Origin of the sequence: Lentibacter sp., assembly GCF_029254145.1 — a bacterium.
Lineage (GTDB): Bacteria > Pseudomonadota > Alphaproteobacteria > Rhodobacterales > Rhodobacteraceae > Lentibacter.
The window spans coordinates 18,351-42,447 of the sequence record NZ_JAQWYD010000022.1; the positions used below are offsets into that span (position 1 = coordinate 18,351).

At 53.5% G+C, this 24,097-nt stretch carries 22 protein-coding genes; 6 read left to right on the forward strand and 16 right to left on the reverse strand.

The features are described from left to right. Window positions 1-35 precede the first annotated feature (35 nt). Window positions 36-674 (reverse strand): DUF4131 domain-containing protein, encoded by a 639-nt coding sequence (locus P8O11_RS13760; protein WP_367186823.1) that lies wholly within the window; start codon window positions 672-674, stop codon window positions 36-38. Window positions 675-749: 75 nt separating this feature from the next. Between P8O11_RS13760 and gltX the strand changes: the two genes are divergently transcribed. Further along, window positions 750-2,162 carry a glutamate--tRNA ligase gene (gene gltX / locus P8O11_RS02620; RefSeq protein ID WP_300291343.1) on the forward strand — a complete coding sequence of 471 codons (1,413 nt, stop codon included), beginning with the start codon at window positions 750-752 and terminating at the stop codon, window positions 2,160-2,162. Window positions 2,163-2,245: 83 nt separating this feature from the next. Beyond that, complete coding sequence (locus P8O11_RS02625; protein WP_300291345.1) at window positions 2,246-3,544, forward strand: citrate synthase; 1,299 nt, start codon at window positions 2,246-2,248, stop codon at window positions 3,542-3,544. A 157-nt stretch (window positions 3,545-3,701) separates the two neighbouring features. On the opposite strand, the gene P8O11_RS02630 is transcribed toward P8O11_RS02625, so the two are convergent. The 10 genes from P8O11_RS02630 to P8O11_RS02675 all read right to left on the reverse strand — a co-directional run bounded on the left by P8O11_RS02630 (window position 3,702) and on the right by P8O11_RS02675 (window position 15,046). Continuing rightward, complete coding sequence (locus P8O11_RS02630; RefSeq protein WP_300291347.1) at window positions 3,702-4,484, reverse strand: enoyl-CoA hydratase-related protein; 783 nt, start codon at window positions 4,482-4,484, stop codon at window positions 3,702-3,704. A gap of 69 nt (window positions 4,485-4,553) precedes the next feature. Further along, the gene (locus P8O11_RS02635; RefSeq protein ID WP_300291349.1) at window positions 4,554-5,006 is read right to left on the reverse strand and encodes a cytochrome c-type biogenesis protein; all 453 of its coding nucleotides are present in this window, start codon (window positions 5,004-5,006) and stop codon (window positions 4,554-4,556) included. After that, window positions 5,003-6,973 carry a heme lyase CcmF/NrfE family subunit gene (locus tag P8O11_RS02640; protein WP_300291351.1) on the reverse strand — a complete coding sequence of 657 codons (1,971 nt, stop codon included), beginning with the start codon at window positions 6,971-6,973 and terminating at the stop codon, window positions 5,003-5,005. Before P8O11_RS02640 ends, P8O11_RS02635 begins: the two co-directional genes overlap by 4 nt. A 73-nt stretch (window positions 6,974-7,046) precedes the next feature. Next, on the reverse strand, window positions 7,047-7,631 hold the full coding sequence (locus P8O11_RS02645) for a holin family protein (RefSeq protein ID WP_300291353.1): 585 nt from the start codon (window positions 7,629-7,631) through the stop codon (window positions 7,047-7,049). Beyond that, complete coding sequence (locus P8O11_RS02650) at window positions 7,622-8,236, reverse strand: holin-associated N-acetylmuramidase (RefSeq protein ID WP_300291356.1); 615 nt, start codon at window positions 8,234-8,236, stop codon at window positions 7,622-7,624. The genes P8O11_RS02645 and P8O11_RS02650 overlap by 10 nt, the downstream gene beginning before the upstream one ends. Before the next feature lie 56 nt (window positions 8,237-8,292). Next, window positions 8,293-8,739: a cytochrome c maturation protein CcmE gene (gene ccmE / locus P8O11_RS02655; protein WP_300291358.1), complete on the reverse strand. Its 447-nt coding sequence runs from the start codon at window positions 8,737-8,739 to the stop codon at window positions 8,293-8,295. A gap of 11 nt (window positions 8,740-8,750) precedes the next feature. Next, window positions 8,751-9,779, reverse strand: a complete 1,029-nt coding sequence (argC, locus tag P8O11_RS02660) for an N-acetyl-gamma-glutamyl-phosphate reductase (RefSeq protein WP_300291360.1) — start codon at window positions 9,777-9,779, stop codon at window positions 8,751-8,753. A gap of 52 nt (window positions 9,780-9,831) precedes the next feature. Beyond that, window positions 9,832-10,644 (reverse strand): glutamate racemase, encoded by an 813-nt coding sequence (locus P8O11_RS02665; RefSeq protein WP_300291362.1) that lies wholly within the window; start codon window positions 10,642-10,644, stop codon window positions 9,832-9,834. A gap of 11 nt (window positions 10,645-10,655) precedes the next feature. Then, window positions 10,656-11,537 (reverse strand): lysophospholipid acyltransferase family protein, encoded by an 882-nt coding sequence (locus tag P8O11_RS02670; RefSeq protein ID WP_300291364.1) that lies wholly within the window; start codon window positions 11,535-11,537, stop codon window positions 10,656-10,658. Between the two features lie 89 nt (window positions 11,538-11,626). Next, window positions 11,627-15,046 carry an indolepyruvate ferredoxin oxidoreductase family protein gene (locus P8O11_RS02675; protein ID WP_300291366.1) on the reverse strand — a complete coding sequence of 1,140 codons (3,420 nt, stop codon included), beginning with the start codon at window positions 15,044-15,046 and terminating at the stop codon, window positions 11,627-11,629. A 177-nt stretch (window positions 15,047-15,223) separates the two neighbouring features. On the opposite strand from P8O11_RS02675, the gene P8O11_RS02680 reads away from it, so the two are divergent. After that, window positions 15,224-16,129: a LysR family transcriptional regulator gene (locus tag P8O11_RS02680; RefSeq protein WP_300291368.1), complete on the forward strand. Its 906-nt coding sequence runs from the start codon at window positions 15,224-15,226 to the stop codon at window positions 16,127-16,129. Between the two features lie 171 nt (window positions 16,130-16,300). Here P8O11_RS02680 and P8O11_RS02685 read toward each other — a convergent pair whose 3' ends face one another. Both P8O11_RS02685 and P8O11_RS02690 read right to left on the reverse strand, forming a co-directional pair. Then, window positions 16,301-17,434, reverse strand: a complete 1,134-nt coding sequence (locus P8O11_RS02685) for a Xaa-Pro peptidase family protein (protein ID WP_300291370.1) — start codon at window positions 17,432-17,434, stop codon at window positions 16,301-16,303. Beyond that, complete coding sequence (locus P8O11_RS02690) at window positions 17,431-18,450, reverse strand: pyridoxal-phosphate dependent enzyme (protein WP_300291384.1); 1,020 nt, start codon at window positions 18,448-18,450, stop codon at window positions 17,431-17,433. The genes P8O11_RS02685 and P8O11_RS02690 overlap by 4 nt, the downstream gene beginning before the upstream one ends. 176 nt (window positions 18,451-18,626) lie before the next feature. Here P8O11_RS02690 and purL point away from each other — a divergent pair, with 176 nt between their 5' ends. From purL to grxD, 3 genes are all read left to right on the forward strand, one after another. Continuing rightward, window positions 18,627-20,792, forward strand: a complete 2,166-nt coding sequence (purL, locus tag P8O11_RS02695) for a phosphoribosylformylglycinamidine synthase subunit PurL (RefSeq protein ID WP_300291372.1) — start codon at window positions 18,627-18,629, stop codon at window positions 20,790-20,792. 64 nt (window positions 20,793-20,856) lie between these two features. Continuing rightward, window positions 20,857-21,093, forward strand: a complete 237-nt coding sequence (locus P8O11_RS02700; protein ID WP_273515347.1) for a BolA/IbaG family iron-sulfur metabolism protein — start codon at window positions 20,857-20,859, stop codon at window positions 21,091-21,093. A gap of 11 nt (window positions 21,094-21,104) precedes the next feature. Continuing rightward, window positions 21,105-21,467, forward strand: a complete 363-nt coding sequence (gene grxD / locus P8O11_RS02705; protein WP_300291376.1) for a Grx4 family monothiol glutaredoxin — start codon at window positions 21,105-21,107, stop codon at window positions 21,465-21,467. Window positions 21,468-21,524: 57 nt separating this feature from the next. On the opposite strand, the gene P8O11_RS02710 is transcribed toward grxD, so the two are convergent. The 3 genes from P8O11_RS02710 to P8O11_RS02720 form a co-directional block, all read right to left on the reverse strand. Beyond that, window positions 21,525-22,361 (reverse strand): fumarylacetoacetate hydrolase family protein, encoded by an 837-nt coding sequence (locus P8O11_RS02710; RefSeq protein WP_300291378.1) that lies wholly within the window; start codon window positions 22,359-22,361, stop codon window positions 21,525-21,527. Window positions 22,362-22,417: 56 nt separating this feature from the next. After that, window positions 22,418-22,564 carry a DUF2256 domain-containing protein gene (locus P8O11_RS02715; protein WP_300291380.1) on the reverse strand — a complete coding sequence of 49 codons (147 nt, stop codon included), beginning with the start codon at window positions 22,562-22,564 and terminating at the stop codon, window positions 22,418-22,420. Continuing rightward, window positions 22,561-24,097: deoxyribodipyrimidine photo-lyase/cryptochrome family protein (locus tag P8O11_RS02720; protein WP_367186824.1), on the reverse strand; the 1,537-nt coding region annotated here is incomplete at its 5' end. The genes P8O11_RS02720 and P8O11_RS02715, both read right to left, overlap by 4 nt.

The following is a 24,097-nucleotide window of genomic DNA, read 5'->3' on the forward strand; positions in this document are numbered from 1 at the left end:
TTGATTTTGGTGCGAACGAAATCGGCAAAAGCATATCAGGCCTGACTGATCAGGGCCGTATTGCGCGCGGGTTTAAGCAACATAAGAGGCGTGCGGCTGTAGCCGATCGCACCAAGCCCTTGAAACCAAGCATGGCGCTGGAAATCAAACCCGTTTGGTTCAACAGGCCCTGAAGGGGGAGACAAATGCGCTGTGATCAGAACTGTGCTGCCGGCTTGCGGCACTGCGCTCTCTGCTCCGTGCAAAGCAACGCGCACCCGCGTTCGCGTTTTGTTCGGCGGCAAGCACTCAAGAATTACCTGATCCAACGTCAGCCGCAGCGCGCCACTGGCCGAACGGTCGATTAAAACAATCCGCCCCTCCACTGGTCCATAATAACGCCACCCCAAAACAGGCCCCGAAACCCAACCCCCCCGCGCCCCCGCCAATCCAAACCCGACGGAGACAAGGAGACAGGCCCAAACCAAAGGAGCAAAGAGGCTGCGATACAATGAAAGGAGAACACTCCCTGCAACAGTTGCCGCTAAAGCCAGTGCATAGGCCGCGAGAGGTGGCTCGTTTGGCAAGGCAAAGTAAAGACTGATCCCGAATGCAAGAAAAACGGGCGCCCAAGGGTAAAGCGCACCGCGCTGCCCGAGCAAAACACGCTCGCAAGAGGCCTTGAGCCACGTCACTTGTTCTTACCCATGGAGATAGTTAGACAGGCCTAAATCCTAACCAATTGATGGTTACCGAAAGGTTAATTCTCCATGTCACAGCCCTCAGAAAAACCCGTCGTCACCCGTATTGCCCCGTCGCCCACGGGCTTCATGCACATCGGAACGGCCCGCACAGCGCTCTTTAACTGGCTCTATGCCCGCGGCCGTGGCGGCAAGTTCCTCCTTCGCATCGAAGACACCGACCGCGCCCGCTCAACACCGGAGGCCACCGAGGCTATCCTGCGCGGCATGGACTGGCTGGGCCTTGACTATGATGGAGAATCCGTGAGCCAGTTCGAGCAAGGCGCGCGCCACGCAGAAGTGGCCAATCAGCTCCTCGCCGAGTGCAAAGCCTATAAGTGTTTCGCAACGCAGGACGAAATCGAAGCCTTCCGTGAGGCCGCCCGTGCCACAAACTCCAGCACACACTACCATTCGCCTTGGCGAGAGGTACCAGAAAGCGAACACCCTGACGCGCCCTATGTGATCCGCATAAAAGCCCCCAAAGAGGGCCAAACCGTGATCAAAGATCAGGTACAGGGCGATGTAACAATCCAGAACAGCCAGCTTGATGACATGATCCTGCTGCGCTCCGATGGCACGCCAGTCTATATGCTTGCTGTGGTCGTGGATGACCACGACATGGGAGTCACACATGTGATCCGCGGCGATGATCATCTCAACAATGCTGCGCGACAAATGATGATCTATGAGGCGATGGGTTGGCCCCTGCCCGTTTATGCCCATATTCCACTGATCTTTGGCCCTGATGGCAAAAAGCTATCCAAGCGTCATGGCGCAACAGGCGTCGAAGAATATCAACACATGGGCTACCCTGCCTCAGGCATGCGCAACTACCTCGCCCGCCTTGGCTGGAGTCACGGCGACGACGAGTTTTTCACAGACGCTCAAGCACTTGAATGGTTTGATCTTACCAGTATTGGAAAATCCCCAGCTCGGTTCGATTTCAAAAAATTGGAGAATCTCTGCGGACAGCACATCGCCGCTACAGAAAATGCTGCACTGCTGCATGAACTTAAGACTTTTTTGGCAGCCACAGGACAAAGCGGCCTCCAAGATTCAAAAATTTCACTTTTTGAAGCAGCCATGCCACAGCTAAAAGAGCGTGCGAAGACATACGGAGAACTAATTGATAAAGCTCACTTTATCATGGTCGATCGGCCCGTCTTTCCCGATGAAAAAGCTGCTAAGACACTCGACACGGTATCCCGTGGCATACTGAAAGAATTGACGCCGCATCTGCAAAATGTTAGCTGGACACGTGCAAACTTGGAAGCGCTCCTCAACGGCTTTGCCGAAGAGAAAGGCACAAAGTTTGGACAACTTGCAGCACCGCTCCGAGCAGCTCTTGCAGGACGAGCAGCAACGCCCAGCGTCTTCGACATGATGCTGGTTCTTGGTCCGGACGAGACTCTCGCCCGTATTCAGGATGCAGCGGCATAAAGGCGTTAACTGCTTTTATAGCCAGATAAGATACAGACACTCTTGGGCGATCCGCGCTCAAGACTTCAGAGGATGAGGCCAAGATGACAGACAGCACCAAAACAGCGACATTGACGATTGATGGGCAGAGCTTCGAGCTCCCCATGTACTCAGGCACCACTGGGCCCGATGTCATCGACATCCGCAAGCTTTATGCGCAAGCGGGTGTTTTCACATATGATCCAGGCTATACCTCTACAGCCTCCTGCGAGAGCACGATCACGTTCATTGACGGTGAAAAAGGAGAGCTTTTGCACCGCGGTTACCCGATTGATCAGCTCGCTGAGAAGTCACATTACCTCGAAGTCTGCTACCTCTTGCTCTATGGTGAACTCCCAACAGCGGCCGAAGTCGAAGATTTTGAAAACCGCGTCACGCGCCACACCATGGTGCACGAGCAAATGCACAACTTCTTCCGTGGTTTCCGTCGTGATGCTCACCCAATGGCCACGCTTGTGGGCGTTGTAGGCGCGATGTCTGCCTTTTATGCTGACAGTGCTGACGTCAATGACGAATGGCAGCGCGAAGTAGCCTCGATCCGTATGATTGCTAAACTTCCGACAATTGCGGCCATGGCCTACAAATACTCGATCGGTCAACCGTTCGTGTACCCACGCAATGAACTGGATTATGCGTCAAACTTCCTGCACATGTGCTTTGCCGTCCCTGCAGAAGACTACAACGTAGACCCGATCCTGAGCCGCGCGATGGACCGCATCTTCACACTCCATGCCGATCATGAGCAAAACGCCTCAACCTCAACAGTGCGTCTGGCCTCTTCTTCTGCGGCAAACCCCTTCGCCTGTATTGCGGCGGGCATTGCATGCCTATGGGGCCCTGCCCACGGCGGCGCAAACCAAGCCTGCCTCGAAATGCTCAAGGAAATCGGAACGAAAGACCGTATTCCAGAGTATATCGCGCGTGCTAAAGACAAGAACGACCCCTTCCGCCTTATGGGCTTCGGTCATCGCGTCTATAAAAACACCGATCCACGCGCCAAGGTTCTAAAGCAATCAGCTGACGAAGTCCTTGAACTGCTCGGCGTTGAAAACAACCCGATCCTCGAAGTCGCAAAAGAACTTGAGCAAGTTGCGCTCAATGATCCGTACTTTGTTGAGAAAAAGCTCTTCCCGAATGTCGACTTTTACTCCGGCATCATTCTCGAAGCGATGGGCTTTCCAACGTCAATGTTCACACCGATCTTTGCTGTTTCGCGCACAGTCGGCTGGATTTCACAATGGAAAGAACAGTTCGAAGACCCACAACAGAAAATTGGTCGCCCGCGTCAGCTTTACCTCGGCGAGACAGAGCGCAATTACGTAGACGTCGAAAAGCGCAGCTAAGGCCAACTGCTTGGAAAGCTTAAAATACGAGAAAGGCCCGCTCAAAAGCGGGCCATTTTTTTGGGCAATTTTTACTAAAATCCCAATAGTATATTCGGTTTCAGTGAGGTTTGGCGCGCTCTGAGCAAGATCTCTCGTACTGCAAAACTTAAGACGCTTAACGGCCCTCGAAGTGTGCCTTACGCTTCTCAAGGAACGCCATCACACCCTCTTTAAAGTCTCGGCTCTTGCCTGCGCGCCCTTGTTCGCGAGCCTCAAGGTTCAATTGGTCCTCAAGACTGTTACCAAGACTCGCACGCAGCGCCTTCTTGGTACGTCGGTAGGCCTCTGTCGGCCCATGCGCCATATGCGCTGCCCGGGCGCGCCAATGCGTCTCAAACTCTGTATCTTCCACATGCTCCCAGATCAGCCCCATTTTGTCAGCGTCTTCAGCACTAATTCTCTCTGCAAACAACGCCGCTCCCATAGCTTTAGCAGGCCCAACCAACCGCGGCAGAAAGTATGTGCCACCCGCATCAGGAATTAGCCCAATACGCGTGAAGGCTTCCATGAAATACGCACTCTTGGTCGCGATCACGACATCCGCAACCAAAGCGAGATTGGCACCCGCACCTGCCGCAGCGCCGTTTACAGCGGCAATCACAGGCACAGGTGAGGACACTAGATTTTGTACCATAGGATTATACTCATCCCGCAGAACACGCTCTAAATCTATTTCGGCAGCGTTCCCGCCGTCACCCAAATCTTGGCCCGAACAGAACGCCTGTCCATGCCCTGTAAGAACAACACAGCGTGCACCAGCCTTGATTGCTTCAGCTAAAGCTACAGGAATTTCAGCACGCATCTGTGCTGTCATCGCGTTCATCTTGTCAGGCCTATTGAGCCCGATGACCGCGTATCCGTCTGCATTCAACTCATAGGTAACAGTTTGAAATTCCATGATATCCCTCGCGCTACAGTGGTATCAGACAAAACCGATTTCGCCAGCTAAGGAAAGTGAAACGAAGCGTCACTCGCCCATAATCTGCTTGAGGCGCTTAGTTTCGTCATCACTCAAGCTGTTACTGCCTTCGGGCGTCGCTCGCGCGCGTGTTCTTAAATAAAGCCCGCCGATTAACAACGCGAGCAAGAGCATTCCAGGACCAGCATAGTACAATATGACGTTGCTGCCGCCTTTGGTTGGATTGAGCAAGACATACTCACCGTAACGGCTCACTACAAAATCAAGCACTTCTTCATCGGTGTCGCCCTCGACCAAACGTTCACGCACCAAGAGGCGCAAATCGCGTGCCAATTCTGCGTTGCTGTCGTCGATGTTCTCGTTGCGGCACACAAGGCAGCGCAGCCCTTGGCTCAAATCACGGGCGCGCTCTTCAAGCTTTGGGTCGCTCAAAACCTCATTCGGTTGAACTGCAAAGGCAGGCAGCGCCCAGAGTATAAAAAATAAACTAAGCCACTTCATTCTGCAGCCACTCCAACTGTTGTCGAGGGCGTCCGCCGAGCGCCAGCTGCAACGCGATAACGACGATCTGACAGGCTTAGCGCTCCGCCAATTGCCATCAAAATCGCACCGCCCCAAATCCAGTTTGCCAAAGGCTTATAGTAAGTTCTAAAGGCCCAACCACCGCCCACTTGTGCATCTCCTACGACGACATACACGTCGCGGAAAAACCCAATATCGATTGCGGCTTCTGTGGTTGGCATCCCGGCGACTGGATATACTCTTTTTTCAGGGTTCAGCGTTGCAATTTCACGCGTGCCATTTAGCAGCGTTACATCTCCCATCGTCGAGAGATAGTTAGGCCCTTGAACTTCTTCAACGCCGTTCAACACGATGGTGTAACCCGCGATGTCAAACTGCTCACCGTTTTTAAGGACGCGGATATCTTCTTGTTCCCAAGCGATCAAACCAGCGATGCCAGCCATTGTGACGCCAAGACCAGCATGCGCCACGGCCTTACCCCAATCGGCTCGCGGTAAATTGCGAAGCCTGTTTAGCACCTCGCCTTTGCGTCCGCGGCTCAAAATGTCTGTGGCAGACCCAGCAATCAACCAAGCGCCAAGGAAAAGACCAACAGGTCCAAGGGATGATCGGCCAGTCTGTACGGCCCAAAACAAAGCCCCAATGGCGACTGCAAAAACAAAGCCAACCCGCAACTTCAAGGCGACACGCCCAAGTTTGCCTCTCTTCCAAGGCAGCATTGCGCCAAGTGGCAGAACGAGCCCAAGCAGCACCATAATTGGCGTAAATGCTGCGTTGAACCAAGGTTCTCCAACAGACAATTTACGGTCAAAGAACATCTCACTGAACAGCGGCCACATTGTCCCGATGAAAACGATAAAAGCAGATACGGCAAGCAGGATGTTGTTCACCACAAGAGCGGATTCACGGCTAACCATACCGAAGACGCCTTTCGCCTCCATCACACTCGCGCGCGCAGCATAGAGCACAAGAGCGCCGCCGGTAAACACGCCCATAATGAGGAGCAAAAACACACCGCGTTCAGGGTCGGTGGCAAATGCATGGACTGATGTGATAATGCCAGACCGCGTAATAAACGCGCCCAATAGTGAAAAACTAAACGCGATAATGGCGAGCAGAATAGTCCAGCTCTTAAGGCTTTCACGCTTCTCAACCACAATCGCGGAATGCAGCAACGCAACGGCCAAAAGCCACGGCATAAAGCTGGCGTTTTCAACGGGATCCCAGAACCAGAACCCACCCCAGCCAAGTTCGTAATAGGCCCACCATGAGCCGAGTCCAATTCCGATTGTAAGAAAAATCCAAGCGGCCAAAGTCCAAGGGCGCACCCAACGCCCCCAAGCAGCATCGACGCGCCCCTCGATAAGGGCAGCTACAGCAAAGCTGAAGGCCATTGAGAGGCCGACATAGCCAAGGTACAGAAATGGAGGATGAAAGGCGAGGCCCGGGTCTTGCAACAGCGGGTTCAAATCCTTGCCGTTCAAAGGCGCAGGATCAAGCCGCAGAAACGGATTAGACGTGAAAAGAACAAATGCCATAAAAGCTGTTGTGATTGACGCCTGAACAGCGAGAATTCGGGCCTTGAGTGTCGGCGGCAGGCCATTTCCAAACCAAGAAGCCATGGCGCCAAACAATGTCACAATCAAAACCCAAAGCAACATCGAGCCTTCGTGGTTTCCCCAGACGCCCGTTATTTTATAGAGCATTGGTTTGGCAGTATGACTATTCATCCATACAAGCTTTACCGAAAAATCGGACACAACAAACGCATAAGTCAGCGCGCCAAATGATGTCACCGTTAGTAAAAACAGCGCATTGGAGCCCGCTTCTGAAAATCTCATCCACCCGGGCCAGCGCATATATGCACCAACGAGCGGCACGATTGTCACCAAAATGGCGACAACAAATCCAAGGATGAGGGCGAAATGTCCGAGTTCTGCTACCATAGTATCTTGATAGCTATTTCCGCTGGCTTCGCCAATCGGAATCGACGCCCCCAACGGATCACATTGTCGCGGGTTAGCGCCCTGCAGAGCCTTGCTCTTGGTCCCAGTCATTCAAAGCTGGGTTCTTATCTTGCACGCTGGCCTCCTCCCCGGAAACTAGCTGCTCAGCAGATAGCATATGACCAGTGCCTACCTTTAACGCCTGTAAATCTGCAAGATCGCGCATAACATCTGGCACACGCGCCAATGTCTGAGCGATCTCGCGTTGAAAGGCCTGTCCTTTGACCTGATGGCGCGCACCGAAGTAAAACGAAACGATGGCACCTAACAACCACCACAAAGGTTGTGGAACAAGCGCAATACCCTGCATCCGACTGGCAAACCAAACAGGCTCAATCATTGCTGAGACAAACAGTCCGATCGTACCGAATGCTAACATAGGGCGGGGAAGCCTATTTAGCCCATCAATAAAGCGATCAAACCGATTGTAAGGCGGCTTAGAAAACTCGTCTTGAAACTGTCCCAAAGCTGCTGAATGCAACACAGCCTCGCGCTGCGCTTGCCGCTCCGCATTTTCACGAAAGACTTCCGCTGTTTGGGACAGAGCGTTGCGCGCGTCCCCGAACATCAGTGACAGAAAGCGCTCGATCAATCCCATTGCTTTGTCCTTTCTTGAAACTCGACCTCAGTCAGGTGAAACTCTGGCCGAATAAAATCCTCGGCTCGTCGTATCCATCCGCCCTTGCCACCCGCTCTCGTGCGGGCAAATTTACGACTCTCAATCCGACGGTCAGCGATGCGAAAGTAGTAATTTCGGCGCGCAATTCCGTAGGCATCAACAAAACTTTTGGGTGCGCGTAAGGCAGCGTCATGAGCCGCAGCCAAAGTTTGAGGACCTACGATCCCATCAACAGAAAGCACATAGCCCATATCCCGAAGAAGTCTCTGGAGGATTTTTACAGCGCTTGAACCAGCATTCACGTACATATCAAAAACGCTTGCATGCAAAAGCTCAGGCAGTGCCGCAAGGCCAGGCGCAACAAAATAGTGCTCAATAAATAGATCAACGGCTTGATCGCGCCGCAACGCCTTTACATCCTCGATGTTAACATCGCCATCACCATCAAGATCTAGACCGAGCCGCCGCATTGTATGAATTGTGACACCAAAGTTTGTTGCCCCCCCTAAGTCATCAGGGTCATTCACGAAGCCGCCCTCGCGTAAAACAATTCCTTTCGCGATATCACGCACCGTCTTTGACATAAAAAGCTCTCCACACTGGGTGTGAAGAGCTTGTTCAAACTTAATTAAGACAGTGCTTAGCTACCGTTCGGATCCTGATAGACACCCTGCTCTTTTAGGGCGTCGACGACTTCACGGGGCATGTAGGTTTCATCGTGCTTTGCCAAAATTTCCGATGCAATAAACACGCCGTCCTGCAATTTACCTGTGCCAACCATCCCTTGGTTTTCTTCAAACAGATCAGGCAAAATCCCCGTGTAGCTTACCTTTACACTGGCGCCACCATCGGTGACGCTGAAGGTCACAGCCTTACCTTGACCGCGTGTGAGACTGCCCTCCTCCACAAGCCCGCCAATACGAAATGTCTCCGTCGGCGACGGTGGATTTGCCGCGATCTGGCTGGGCGCACGAAAATAGTTGATCCCGTCCTTCATCGCAAACCCGATGAGTGCGGTCGCCGCAACAAGCGAAACAGCCGCCAAAGCCATAACTTGAACCCGCCGCTTTTTCTTCAAACTTTTCATGCCATGCTCCCTTAAGGAAAGACGGGGACGCCCATCAAACCAGATGTCTCTTCTTCACCTAACATCAAGTTTGCATTCTGCAAGGCCTGCCCGCTGCTACCTTTTGTTAAGTTATCCAATACAGCAATTACAATTGCACGGCCCGCGATCCGGTCGCCCGTGACACCTATGTGACAAAAATTGGAGCCACGCACATGATGCGTGCTAGGTGTTTCGCCAAACGGCAGCACCTGCAAAAAAGGCTCATCCGCATATGCGTCTGCAAGCGTAGCGTGTATTTCTTGCGCATCCCCTTTGACATAGACTGTCGCCAGAATACCGCGGTTTACAGGCATCAAATGAGGTGTGAACTGGACCTTCACATCCCGTCCAGCGAGCTTGGAAAACTCTTGATCAAACTCACCAAGATGGCGGTGGGTGCCCCCCACAGCATAGGCGTTATAGCCTTCACTCAACTCAGCATGCAGCAAATTTTCTTTCAGCGACCGCCCTGCTCCTGACACACCACACTTCAGGTCCATAATGATCTCATCAAGGTCAATAACACCCGCTGCAATCAGCGGCCGCAAAGCAAACTGGCCTGTCGCAGCGTTGCACCCAGTGCCAGCGACAAGCCGGGCTTTGGCAATCTCGCCGCGATAAAATTCGGTCAAACCATAGACAGCCTCACCCTGCATCTCAACCGCGCCATGAGCGTTGCCATACCACTGCGTATAAGCGTCTGGATCCCGAAGACGGAAATCGGCGCTGAGGTCGACAATTTTCAAGTGCTTGGGCAAATCTCGAATGACTTCCTGACTCGTTTTATGCGGCAATGCGCAGAAGCACAGATCGATCTTGTCAAAATCGATCTGATCAAAGCTCACGAGCTCAGGTAAATTCAAATGGCGCAGATGCGGAAACACCTCAGCCATGCGTTGACCCGCTTTTGAATAGGCACCAAGTGCCACAATTTCATACGCAGGATGCCCAGCCAAAAGGCGAATAAGCTCAGCACCTGTGTAACCAGACGCGCCAAGGATTGCGATTTTATGGGTCATGACAGACCTCACTTTCAGTCGTTAGAGGTATTTAAGAGATCACACAGCCAAACTAGGCGGCTTCGAAAGTGATCTGTCGTCGCAAAAATTGCGTTGCACGGTCGGAAACGCGTTTTGCGTCTCCCGTGGTCAAGAACATATTGGTCTCACCTGGCCCGCGCATCTCTGGGCGGCGGTCCAGATAGTCTGCAAGGCTCGCGGCAACAAGCGCAGGCTGACTGAAAACTTGGACATCTGCACCCAAAGCATCCTGAAAGACGGATTCGACCAAAGGATAGTGCGTACACCCGAGGATTGCTGCTTGAGGCTGAGGCATCTTGCGCTTCAGCGCGTCAACATGACTGCGCACAAGAGCTTCAGCCAGGATCATATCGCCATCTTCGATCGCGTCGACCACACCGCCACAAGCCTGTGCCTCTACATCCACGCCGACTGCGCGGAAGGCCAACTCTCGCTGAAAAGCACGGCTGGACACGGTTGCAGGCGTCGCAAACAGAGCCACGTTTTTAACTTCGACTTCTCTAGGTGGAGAATTATCGCCCCAATCACGCTCTGTCAGCGCTTCAATAAGAGGCACGAAGACACCAAGAACCCGCTTGCCCTCAGGCACACCCGCTTCCTGCATCCGTCTGAGTGCAGCTGCACTTGCCGTATTGCAGGCCAATATGACAAGATCACAGCCAGAAGCCCACAGCCGTTCAACAGCTGCTTTCGTCAAGGTGTGAATATCGTCAGCATCACGCACCCCATACGGCGCATGGGCAGAATCCGCTAAATAGTGAATGGGTAAATCAGGCATGCGCTCGCGCACCGCCCGCCAAACAGTGAGCCCGCCGAGCCCAGAATCAAAAATACCAACAGCCATGTGTGACGCCCTCAAGCGCGATGTTTCTCTTCAAATTCATGGCCGTACTCACGCGTTGCAAGCGGCCTTGGAGAAAGCTCATACGTCGATTGGCGCAGGAAATCCATCATTGCTTTGCTGTCGCTCGCGCGCGCCTTAAGTTCGACAGCATCGATGGGCGCTCCGATCACAACATCGACTAGGCTATCAACTCGTTTACTGAACTCTTTAATCAAAAGCCCCATGCGCAAATTAGAGTGCATATGACTGGCAATCTGGAAAAGTCGACTTGTCGTTCCATCAAAGAACACAGGTACAACAGTTGCGCCAGACTTAGCCACCATACGCGCTGTAAAGTTTCGCCAGCTCGGATCAAGCGGCGTCTTGCGAAAGGGCTTTGCCGCTGTACTTACCGTGCCTCCAGGGAATATTCCGATCGCACCCCCCTCGCCCAGATAGCTCAGGGCCTCACGGCGCGTCTCAAGGTTCTGTCGCATAGCCTCTTTGGTCTCATCAAATGAGATTGGTAAAATAACGCGATTTATATCTTCAGCCTTGTTGAAAACAGAATTGGCCAAAATACGAAAATCTCCGCGCGTATGGCGCAGCATATGCCCCATCATCAGGCCATCCAAAATGCCATAGGGATGGTTCGCGACCAAGATCAGAGGCCCCTCACGCGGTATGTTTTCGAGCGCACCGCCAACTATGTTCAGCGACAAGCCATAGCGCGCCACCATCACGTCCCAGAAGTCCTGCCCGTTGGCAACGTCAAGTTCATAACCTTGCGCGCGCCTTATGAGACCCAAACGTCCGGTAACATTCTCAATCGTGCGGATCAAAGCGCGCCCACCTCGCGTATGAGCGGAATAAGCGTATGAAATTTCTCGGGCTGCGCTAGGGTGTTTGGCCATCTGTTACTCACCAGACTACGGGTTACGCAGCTTCATACTGCGTCACCTTTAATCTGGCTAGTGTTTATGACAACGCTATGACACGCTGCTTACTCAGCAGCTTTTAAGAGTGGCGCCCCACCGCTGCGCAACTGCTGCAAGAGCGCTTCTCTTTCCTTGGCAGCCTTGGCTTCGTTCTGCGCCTTCACAGGGCCAAATCCGCGAATTTTGAGCGGCAATTCTGCCAGAGCAACAGCAATATCAAAAGTTTCTGGGCTCAGCTTCTCCAAGACTTCCCCCATGTCCCGCTCGTACTGCGCAATCAAAGACCGCTCCATTTTGCGCTCTTCAGTACGACCAAAAAGATCAAAAGACGTGCCGCGCAAACCCTTCATCTTCGCCAGAAGTTTAAGCCAGCGTTTCATTCCTGGTCCGAACTGCCGCTTCTGCGGGCGCCCGTCGTGCCCAAGCTTGGAAAGAAGTGGTGGAGCCATGTGGTAACTCATCTTAAAGTCGCCATCAAACTCAGCCTCCGCTTTCTCCTGTGAGCTCAAAAGCAACCGAGCAACTTCGTATTCATCCTTATAAGCCAAAAGTTTATGATAGCCTTTGGCAACAGCTTCCTTCAGGCGCTCGTCCTGAAAACGGTCGATAAACATTCTGTATCGTGAAGCCAGAGCCGCATTCTGGTAGCCCACTAACTTATCCGCACGAAAATCAATTTTTTCTTTTAAGGATAACGGCCTATCATTCACAGCTGAGGTTATAAAACGTTGCGCCTGATCCGGATAAAGTACAGCCCAACGACCTAAATCAAAGGCCCCCTGATTGCGCTCAACGGCAGCCCCATTGAGCCCGATGGCAGCCATAATCGCTTCATAGCTAACAGGTACAAATCCACGCTGCCACGCGCCACCAAAAACCATCATATTGGAGAAAATACTATCCCCCAACAGTACTTTGGCGAGATCAGATGCGTCAAAAAGACTGAGCCGATCCTTGAGGCGCGCTTCGAGCTGCAGCTCAAGGCGATCAAAGGGAAGTTTGAATTCAGTATCACGGGTAAAGTCGCCCGTGGTTGTCTGGTGTGCGTTGACCACAGCCCCAGTCTGTCCCACGCGCGTCAAACCGAGCGTCTTTGCGCCTGCGCTCACCACCATATCGCCACCAATGAGAACATGTGCCTCACCCGTCGCCACACGGATCGCAGTGATGTCACTCGGTTTCTCAGCGATGCGACAATGAATATGCACTGCACCGCCCTTTTGAGCGAGCCCAGCCATCTCCATCATGCCAGCACCTTTACCATCAATCTGCGCTGCTTGAGCGAGAACCGCACCAATGGTTACAACCCCTGTTCCACCAACCCCTGTGATGACAACATTATGAGTGCCAACAATTGTTGGCAGTTCAGGCATCGGCATATCGGGCAATTCAAGGGTCGCGGTTGCCGCTTTCTTGGGTGTGGCGCCCTCCAGGGTCACAAAACTAGGGCAAAAGCCCTTTAGGCAGCTAAAATCTTTATTGCATGCCGATTGATCAATGGCTCGCTTTCGGCCAAGTTCAGTTTCGACAGGTGTGATCGCAACACAGTTAGATTGTACACCACAATCGCCACAGCCTTCACAAACATCTGTATTGATAAACACCCGCTTATCAGGGGCTGGGAACAGCCCACGCTTTCTCCGGCGGCGCTTCTCCGCGGCACAGGTTTGAATATAGACAATCGCCGAGACACCCTCTGCAGCCTCCATCCGCTCCTGCACTTCCATCAAGTGCTCTCTGGATTTAATTTCAATGCCTTGTGGAAATAAGTTCATGTCGACATCTTCTTTGTCGTCATAAACAATTGCCAAATCCTTGACGCCCATTGCTTTCAACTCGGCTACAATCTTGGGCGCATCAAGCTCGCCCTCATTTGACTGACCACCCGTCATCGCAACTGCGTCATTGTAGAGTACTTTGTAAGTAATATTCGTGCCTGCCGCGAGAGCCGCGCGGATCGCCTGAATACCTGAGTGGTTATAAGTTCCATCGCCTAGGTTCTGGAACACATGTGCACGGTTTGAAAATGGCGCCTCACCAATCCAGTTCGCGCCCTCTCCACCCATCTGAGTTGATCCAAGGGTATTTCTGTCCATCCATTGAACCATGTAATGACAGCCAATCCCTGCATAAGCACGGCTCCCATCGGGAACTTTCGTAGAAGAGTTATGCGGGCAACCCGCGCAAAAATATGGCAGCCGCGCAGCAATATCTTCGGCGTTATCCGCGCGTCGCGCTTCAGCGATCCTCGCCAAACCCGCCTTGACGCCGTCGGTTCCGCGCCCCTCTTCAACCAAAATATCACCGAGCTTCTCGGCAATCCAAACAGGATCAAGCGCGCCACGTGTCGGGAAAAGCTCCTCGCGGTGAATGCCGCCTGCCCCGCCCTTATACCAGCCGTAGACACGGCGGCCTTTGCGCACATCAAACAGAGCTTCTTTGATCTGAACCTCAATCAATTTACGCTTTTCTTCTACGACAACAATCAAATCAAGCCCATCGGCCCAGTCACTAAAACCACGCATATCAAGGGGGAAGGTTTGCCCGACTTTATAAGTTGTCACACCAAGCCGCTCGGCCTCCGCTTCGTCAATCCCAAGCAGCGATAGCGCATGACAAAGATCAAGCCAGTTCTTGCCCGCCGCCACAAATCCGATCTTCGCACCAGCTTTGCCCCAGACGCGCTTATCCATCTTGTTGGCATGGCTAAACGCTTCCGCCGCAAAACGCTTATAATCAATGATCCGCGCTTCTTGCTCATGCGGTGTGTCGACAAGACGAATGTTCAGCCCGCCTTGGGGCATATCAAATTCGGGCAAGACAAGATTGACACGGTTCGGATCACCATCAACGACTGCGGTCGCCTCAATGGTATCCTTCATGGTCTTAAGCCCGACCCAGAGGCCCGCAAAACGGCTCAGCGCCCAACCATACACACCATAATCGATAACCTCCTGCACACCCGCAGGTGAGACGATCGGCATATAAGCATCAATCAGCGCCCATTCGCTTTGATGTAAAACAGTTGAGCTTTCGCCTGTGTGGTCATCGCCCATCGCAACGAGAACACCGCCTTTGGCACTCGTGCCCGCCATATTTGCATGACGAAATACATCGCCAGAGCGATCAACGCCTGGACCTTTACCGTACCAAAGGCCAAATACCCCGTCGAACTTTCCTTCGCCGCGCAGCTCGGCCTGCTGACTACCCCATAGCGCAGTGGCTGCCAAATCTTCATTCAAGCCCGCCTGAAACTTTACATCGTTCTCTGACAGAATTTTTTCGGCGCGGCTCATGTGCATATCTACAGCGCCGAGAGGAGAGCCACGATACCCTGTTACATAGCCAGCAGTCGTAAACCCAGCTGCACGATCACGCTCTTTTTGGGTCAGCATCAAACGGACAAGCGCTTGTGTGCCATTCAACAAAACAGGTGACTTTGTTAGGTCAAACCTGTCGCTTAAAGAAACTTCCTGGTTGCTCATCGTGCGCCTCCCAACACATGACAATATTGCCAATGTAGGCAAGTTATCCCTCATGTTAGGTCATAAAAGTTGACCTATCAATGCAAATTCGTGTTTCATGCGAAGTTTCGTTACGTTACGGTTACGTGAATATCATTCTTGCACAGACAAGACAGAAAAGAGCAGAAAGTTTTTAAAATGGATTGGGATAAACTCAGGATATTTCACGCGGTCGCTGACGCAGGAAGCCTCACGCACGCTGGGGAGACCCTCAATCTGTCCCAATCTGCCGTCTCCCGTCAAATGCGGGGACTAGAAGAATCCCTAAACACAACACTGTTTCACAGGCACGCACGTGGTTTGATCCTCACTGAGCAAGGCGAGCTGCTCTTTGATGCCACGCGCGCCATGATCAAGCGTCTCGATGCGGCCACAGCGCGTATCAAAGACAGCGAAGAAGAAGTCTTTGGCGAGCTGCGCGTCACAACGACAATCGGCTTTGGGTCGCTTTGGCTCGCACCGCGCCTTGCGCGACTCTATGAAAAGTATCCAGACCTGAAGATTGATCTGATGCTTGAAGAACGCGTGCTTGATCTTCCTATGCGAGAAGCTGATGTGGCCATCCGCATGAAAGAGCCAAGTCAGGCAGATCTTATCCGCAAGCGCCTGATGACTGTTCGGATGCGTCTATTTGCGACGAAAGAATATCTTGACCTGCGTGGTGCACCAAAACGCATGGAAGATCTGGCTCATCACCGTCTCATTTGTCAAAATGTGCGCTCGACACAAGTGGGCGCTGCGGCAAGCATGGTAAACGCCCTGATGAGCTACGAGATCGACTCTTTGCTCACCGTCAACAACTACTTTGGCGTGCTGCAGGCCACTCTCAACAATTTGGGAATCGGTGTTCTCCCAGAATACGTCGCCAATGACTTCCCTCAGCTTATTCCGCTCTTAGAAGAAGCTGACAGTGGCGACATCCCAGTTTTCCTCGCCTATCCTGAAGAGCTTCGGCACTCAAAGCGCATCGGCGCCTTTAGAGATTTTGTCCAAGACGAGATCTCCGCATATCGTAAACAGGTTAAAAATCAGCAGCTTGAGTAAAATTTGGGCAAGCCATGCATAAGACGCATATCGGCCATGCTGCACCTGCGGCATTTTTTACCTTGATCGAAACAGGCGTGAGGCCTAAATCCACTTCTGACAGCGATGATTTATCGCTTTCATACCTCCCTGTTGGACTTCGGCCGAGCTTTGCGCTCGGCCTTTTTTTGCCTAAAGAACAGGCATCGCTCCACTTGCCCAGGGTGACAAGATTTGAGCGCCACCTTCACGGATCACGATGTTTTCCTCATGCACCAGCATCATTCCGTCGCCCGTCTCAATCCCTGGCTCAAGTGTGATCACCATCCCTGCTTCCAGCACCGTATGATCACGAGCGGTCAAGGACAGCCCCTCTGTCAACTGCATTCCAAGTCCGTGTCCCAGCCGTCCAGCCGTTTCCCCCGTGCCAACGACAGATGCCATCGCACGCCACACATCCGCAGCTTCCGCGCCCGGTTTTGCCGCCTCAAATCCAGCGAGCGCGGCTTCCAGCAACTGACTCCAAGATGCGGCCGATCTGCGTGCAGGCACTCCTATTGAAAAATTACGGTCAAAATCGCAGAAGTAACCATCCCAAACAGCCCCTGTATCAAGCATGAGCACATCTCCCATCGCTAAGGGTTGCGGCCCCGCAGGCGAGATCACATCGCTATAGCCCGTCGGTCCTGCACCGCCCGCAAGATAAGGAACCCAATCAGCCCCCTCCTCCAGCAAAAGTCCCTGGAAACCACGGAACACACTGTCAAGCTTCGCACCTTGGCGTGCGACTTCTCCAACACGGTCAAAGGCGCGGCCCGCAATACTGCAAGCTTTCGCAATTTTCTCAATCTCGGCTTCAGTCTTTACAGCGCGTAGCTGCGCAATTATGCCCGCATCATCGCCAAACACGAGCCCGGCTGCCTGCAAGCGGCCAAAGTCGGCGAGCGGCATTCGCAAGTGACTTTCCATACCGGACGGCACGCCAATCTTACCGCCACTCGCAATTTCCCAAAGCGCTTCAGTCAATAGAGAAACCCCGTCATCAATCGGATCAGGCGCGCTCCATGTTCGAATATCACTCACCCAAGTGCGCCTCATCAAAGCTTCACCAATCGACGGGATAACAGCAATTGGGTCGCCGCTTTGAGGAATAATGACAAACCAAGGTCGGCTTGGGCTCTCCCAAAATCGCGTTTGGAAGCCAGTAAAATAGCGCACTTCAGGCTCTGTTGTCAGCAAAATCGCGGCAAGCTCGTGGCGCGCCATGGCGAGTTGCGCCGCTTTTACGCGCGCCTTGAATTCACCTACATCAAATCCGCGTCTCATCCTTCTGGTCCTTCGCTCACAATACACAACACGCGCGCCTCAGGCCCGAGCGGAGCAAGGCCCATAAGCCCCGCCAGTCCCGCGCCGCCAGAAGGTGTCGTTTGTAACCCGAGATCCGCCAAAAGCGGCAGTGCGGCCACGGACTCTTCCTCAGTGATCGTCATAAAAGCGTTTGCGTCGCGCGCCAGTCCGTTCAAAGCAATCAGAGAGGCTTCTTTGCAATCCAGACGGCCCATGCAAGACTCGGGTCCTACAGCTGTTACAAACTTACCCGCTGCAATACAGTCTTTTAGCGCAGGCGCAGCCTCTGGTTCGACGACGATAATCTTTGGGCCATCGCCCCAAACCTTGCGGAAATATGCAGCGCAGGCGGCCGCCAGGCCTCCAACACCTGCTTGCAGGAATATATGAGTGGGCGGCTCTGCCATCGCCTCAGCCGCTTCATCTGCCATCGCAAGATATCCTTCCATCAGGCGAAACGGATATTCGGTGTAACCCGGCCACGAACTGTCAGACAAAAGCTTAAAGCCTTCCACAACAGCCGCTTTGGCTGCAGCCCCCATGCTCTCTTCATAGCTCCCATCCACACGTCGCACTTCTGCTCCTCGGGCGCGAAGGCGTTCCGCGAAAGCTTCAGGCACAGTGCGGCTCAAATAGATCACCGCCTTCGCCTTAAAGGCCTGCGCCCCTGCAGCAACCGAAAGCCCATGATTGCCCGCACTCGCACAAACAAACGTTTGCCCTTCAGCACGCCCAGCCGCCGCTTCACAAGCAATCACATAGGCCGCCCCCAGTGCCTTGAATGACCCAAGCCCCATGCGGTCCCGTTCGTCCTTAACAAAAACAAACCCCGCACCAGCAAAAGAGCCAAGGGCGACAAGTGGCGTTGGACCAGCCTCGGGGCATCGCTCGAGCAATTTGTTAGGCGCCGTCGCATCAACGCTCGGCATCGGAATTTCTGCGAGAGAAACATCATTCAGGCCCACGCCCAGAAAGGGATTTTCGATCAATTTCAGCTCCTAGATATGTGGAGGCTATCAAAATGCCATATTCAACCTCAGGTCAAGCGGCTCTGCGGCGCAAAGCCGCCTCTGATTTGGTCAAAAAACAATGTTTTCAGCTTTTACATTCTGAGGATTTCGCCTATGACAAACCGCAAGAATAATACCTCTGCCTTGCAAGGATTGCTGCCATGACCGAGCCCGCCATCACCCCAGACCTGATCAAAGCGCATGGCCTTTCGCCTGACGAATACGAGCGCATCCTTGAGATCATTGGCCGCGAGCCGACCTTCACGGAGCTTGGCATCTTTTCGGCTATGTGGAATGAACACTGTTCTTACAAGTCTTCCAAAAAATGGCTGCGAACCCTCCCTACAGAAGGGCCACAAGTCATATGCGGTCCAGGAGAAAACGCAGGTGTGGTTGATATTGGCGACGGACGGGCCGTGATTTTCAAAATGGAAAGCCATAACCACCCGAGTTATATCGAACCCTACCAAGGCGCAGCCACAGGTGTGGGCGGCATCCTGCGAGACGTATTCACGATGGGCGCCCGCCCTATTGCCGCGATGAACTCTCTTAGTTTTGGCGAAAAAGATCACCCCAAAACACGCCAGCTCGTGCACGGCGTCGTCGAGGGCATCGGTGGCTACGGCAACTGTTTCGGCGTCCCCACCGTGGGCGGCGAAGTCCGCTTTGATCCTGCCTATAACGGCAACTGCCTAGTGAATGCTTTTGCCGCGGGCCTCGCAGATGCAGACAAGATTTTTTACTCCGCCGCCTCTGGTGTCGGTATGCCAGTTGTTTATCTCGGAGCCAAAACAGGCCGCGACGGTGTTGGTGGCGCGACGATGGCCTCAGCCGAGTTTGATGAGACGATTGAGGAAAAACGCCCGACTGTTCAGGTGGGCGACCCCTTCACAGAAAAGCGCCTCATGGAGGCAACTCTCGAGCTGATGGCCACAGGAGCTGTGATCTCAATTCAAGACATGGGCGCCGCTGGCCTCACCTGCTCAGCTGTTGAAATGGGCGACAAAGGCGGTCTTGGTGTGCGCCTCCAGCTCAACGATGTGCCACAACGCGAAAAAGATATGACAGCCTATGAGATGATGTTGTCAGAATCTCAGGAGCGCATGTTGATGGTTCTCAATCCAGCGCTGGAAGCTGAAGCGCGCGCTGTCTTTGTAAAGTGGGATCTTGATTTTGCCATTGTCGGCGAAACCATTGCTGAAGACCGCTTCATTATTATGCACGGCAACGAGCTCAAAGCAGACTTGCCTCTCGCCACACTCTCAGGGTCTGCACCCGAATATGATCGCCCATGGGTTGCGACACCTGCTGCAACACCGCTCGTCAACAGCGATGTGCCGCAGGTTGACCCAGTCGATGGCCTCAAGGCTCTTCTCGCCTCGCCAAACTACGCAGGCAAGCAATGGATCTATGAGCAATATGACACAATGGTTATGGCCGATACAGTTCGCACGCCAGGTTTTGGCGCAGGCGTTGTGCGTGTTCATGGCACTGACAAGCTACTGGCCTTCACCTCGGATGTCACACCTCGTTATGTTATGGCCAACCCCGTTGAGGGCGGCAAACAAGCCGTAGCTGAAGCCTATCGAAACTTGACAGCTTCAGGCGCAAAGCCTCTTGCCAGCACCGACAACCTCAACTTCGGCAACCCCGAGAAGCCAGAGATCATGGGCCAATTCGTTGGCGCAATCCAAGGGATCGGCGAAGCGGTTCTCGCACTTGATATGCCAATCGTTTCAGGCAATGTCAGCCTCTACAATGAAACAGACGGGACAGGCATTCTCCCCACCCCGACGATCGCGGCTGTAGGCCTCATCGCTCACGAAGACCAAGCCATTTTGGGCCAAGCTCGCGAAGGCCATGTTGCGCTTCTGATCGGCGATACTGAAGGCCACCTTGGCCAATCGGCCCTTCTTGCCGAAGTGTTCAACCGCATAGAAGGGGACGCCCCAGCCGTTGATCTTGCAGCCGAAAAGCGCAACGGTGATTTCATCCGCGATCACCACGAATGGATCACAGCCTGCCTTGATCTTTCTGACGGTGGCCTCGCCATGGCGGCTTTCGAAATGGCCGAAGCTTCAAATGTTGGTGTTCAAATCGATAGTGAAAACACGCAAGAACTCTTTGGCGAGGATCAGGCGCGCTATCTTGTGGCTTGCAACTTTGATCAAGCAGAAGCCCTCATGGGCGCGGCTATGCGGGCGGGTGTGCCAATCACATCGGTAGGCAAGTTCACTGGCTCTGACATAACGTTCGGCGCAATCACAGCCCCACTCGAAGAGCTGCGCAACATTTACCGCAACAGCTTCGCGGAAACCTTTGCCTGAGCCGCTTGCGCAAAAGCGACATCGAGCTTACATCTTTTGTGAAGCGACCTAAGGAGAGAAAGACATGGCGATCCACGCAGACGAACTTGAGACAATCCTGCGCGCAGCCTTTCCAGATGCGGAGATCACAGTCGCGGGCAGCGACGGTGTTCATATGTCTGCTATGGTCATTGACGAAAGCTTCCGCGGGAAGAACCGCGTTCAGCAACAACGCGCTGTCTATGCCGCCCTACAAGGCAAAATGGACGGTCCCAATGGCGAGCTCCACGCGCTTGCCCTCACAACAAAAGCCCCCGAATAAGCGAGACAATCATGACCGATGCAAAAACCCAGATTGATCAAACCGTCAAATCCAACGATGTTGTGCTCTACATGAAAGGGACAAAAGAAATGCCGCAATGTGGCTTTTCTTCACGCGTCGCGGGCGTGCTTAATTTTATGGGCGTTGACTATCAAGACGTAAACGTTCTGGCGGATGAAGCCATTCGCCAAGGCGTTAAAGACTACTCTGATTGGCCAACCGTTCCACAACTCTATGTCAAAGGCGAGTTTGTCGGCGGTTGCGACATCATCACCGAGATGATGCTCTCAGGTGAACTTGATACGCTGTTTGAAGACAACAGTGTAGTGTTTGACAAAGACGCAGCCAACAAAATCCGTGAAGCCAACGCATAAACTCCACGCATTTTTAGATCGTAAAAACGCGGCCCCTTTGGGCCGAGTTTTCTTATTTCAAATCACTTCGGTGCGCTGGCGACCAAGCCCGTCGATTTCAAGTTCCATCACATCGCCCACGCGCAAGAAGCGCTGTGGATTCATACCCATGCCGACCCCTTCAGGTGTCCCGGTCGCGATGACATCACCCGGCACAAGCGCCATAAACTCGCTCATATGTGCAATAATTTCAGCAACCGAAAAAATCATATCTGAAGTGAAATTATTCTGCACCATTTCGCCGTTAAGAATCAACCTTAGCCCAAGCGCCTGCGGATCAGGCACCTCATCCGCTGTGACCAAATAAGGTCCCACAGGTCCAAAGCCAGGAGCCGACTTGCCCTTCGTCCACTGCCCCCCACGCTCAATCTGGTAGGCACGCTCTGACACGTCATTGATCACACAGTAGCCTGCCACATAACTCAGAGCCTCTTCGACGCTGACATTCTGCGCACGTTTGCCAATAACGACCCCCAGTTCAACTTCCCAGTCGCTCTTCTCAGAACCCTTGGGCAAGGTCAGCGCATCATTCGGCCCAGCAAGGCAAGAAGCGGATTTATTAAACAAAATGGGCTCTTTAGGCGGCTCCATACCGGCTTCAGCCGCATGTTGCGCATAGTTCAAGCCGATCGCATAAAACGTTTCGACCCGCGCAACAGCCGCACCAATCCTTGGGTTGCCCTCAACGGCAGGAAGTGCTGACAAATCGACGCCCTTCAAAGCTTCAAGCGCGTCGAGAGATACTCCCTCACCTTCAAAATCTGCAGTCACGCCTGTTAGATCACGGATCACACCCGTCGCATCCAGACAGGCAGGTTTTTCTTGGCCCACAGGCCCAACGCGCAAAAGCTTCATATCAATTCTCTCCCTTTTGTGGCCAGGCTAGCGCCCCGAGCGGTCAAGGCAACGCCTCATTTCTTACGGCGTTCTCTCTTACACCGCTCAGAGCAATACCGAACTTCCGCCCAGACTTTTTCCCATTTTTTTCGCCAGTCAAACGGCTTCCCGCAACAGGCACAGATTTTCTGGGGCAGATCCCCCTTGCGACGCATCTTCATTCTTTATCGCCCCCAAAGGAGAAACTCATTTGCGTCTTGTCCATAGCCTTCTTTGCGCTCTTACCGCGCCCGCGCGCAGGCTTGCGAGACGCATGTTTAACCAAGAGCCGCTGCGCCTCTTCCCGAAACGAAGGCCCCTTGCGTACCGCCCAGACGGCCTCTCGCGCAGCCTTTGAAGCTGCGCCCGGCTCCACCACAGGCTCAGGATAAGCCCGCCCCAAAATCTGCGCCGCATTTGGCGCACGCCACGGCTCTTGCAAATACTCATCGTCAATATCGACAAGTTCAGGCAGCCAACGCCGTGTAAAAGCCCCAGTCGGATCTTGATCATACCCCTGCTTTACTGGGTTATAAATCCGCACAGTGTTCATCCCGGTTGTCCCAGACTGCATCTGGACTTGGCTCCAATGAATGCCTGGCTCATAGTCTGTAAAGAGGCGCGCCAGAACAGCTCCACTTTCTTGCCACGGAAGCCAAAGATAATAACTCGCAACAGCCTGCACCATGGCCCGCATCCGAAAATTGAGCCAGCCTGTTGCGCGCAAACTGCGCATACACGCATCCACAAAAGGCAGACCTGTTTCGCCCTCGGAAAAAGCGCCTAAGCGTGTCGCATCCGCCGCCTTTGGCCGCAGCCCGTCATAAGCACGATGCAAGTTCTCATACTCAAGCCTGGGCGCATCTTCGAGCTTTTGAATGAAGTGACAGTGCCAATGGAGCCGCCCTGAGAAGGCCTTGAGCGCGCCATTTAGGCGCCTGTCAACTGACGGCAACACCGCTATGTCAGCACGCCGATGCTCGTTCGCCTGATGTACCTCTCGCATCGAAAGCGCACCCCACGCCAGATACGGCGAGAGACGCGAGCAATGTTGCGCACCGGCAAGCGGCGAAGACATAGCTTTACGATAGGGTGGCGCGCGCTCAGTCAGAAAACTACTGAGTATCCCAAGACCCTCGCGGCGTGTGCCTCTTTGCCGTCCGTCGCAGCGGTCAGGCGCAAGCCCCAAGTCCTTTGATGACGGGATATGTCCAAGATCAACACCTGCCAAAGGCTGAAGTTTGGGGGCAGTTGTAAGGGGTTCGTTCATAAAGCTGTCCCATGAGGTCGCCCAGCCGTTCCGTGTGGCCATAGCGCGCGTGACACCGTGGTTCTTCAACTCATAAAACGGCATGCCAGATGCGCGACACCATCCAGCAACGCGCCTGTCACGTGCAAAGGTCCAGCCATTGCCCGTTTCTTCATGCGCCCAAAGCGTGAAGTGACCATGCTCTGTTCTGATCCTATCCAAAACCTCACACATGGTTCCGCGACGCACGACAAGCCCCTGCCCAAGCTTTGCCATATCCTCCCGAAGCTCCACGAGTGTTTCAGCAATAAACTCCCACTGCCGCGCGGACATATCCCGCTGCGCCCAAAGCTCTGACTCCACCACATAAAGGGGCAGCACAGGCCCACGCGCTGCTGCAGCCGCCAAAGCTCGGTTATCAAAGGCCCGCAGATCACGCTTGAACCAGACAACTTGCAGGTCTTGC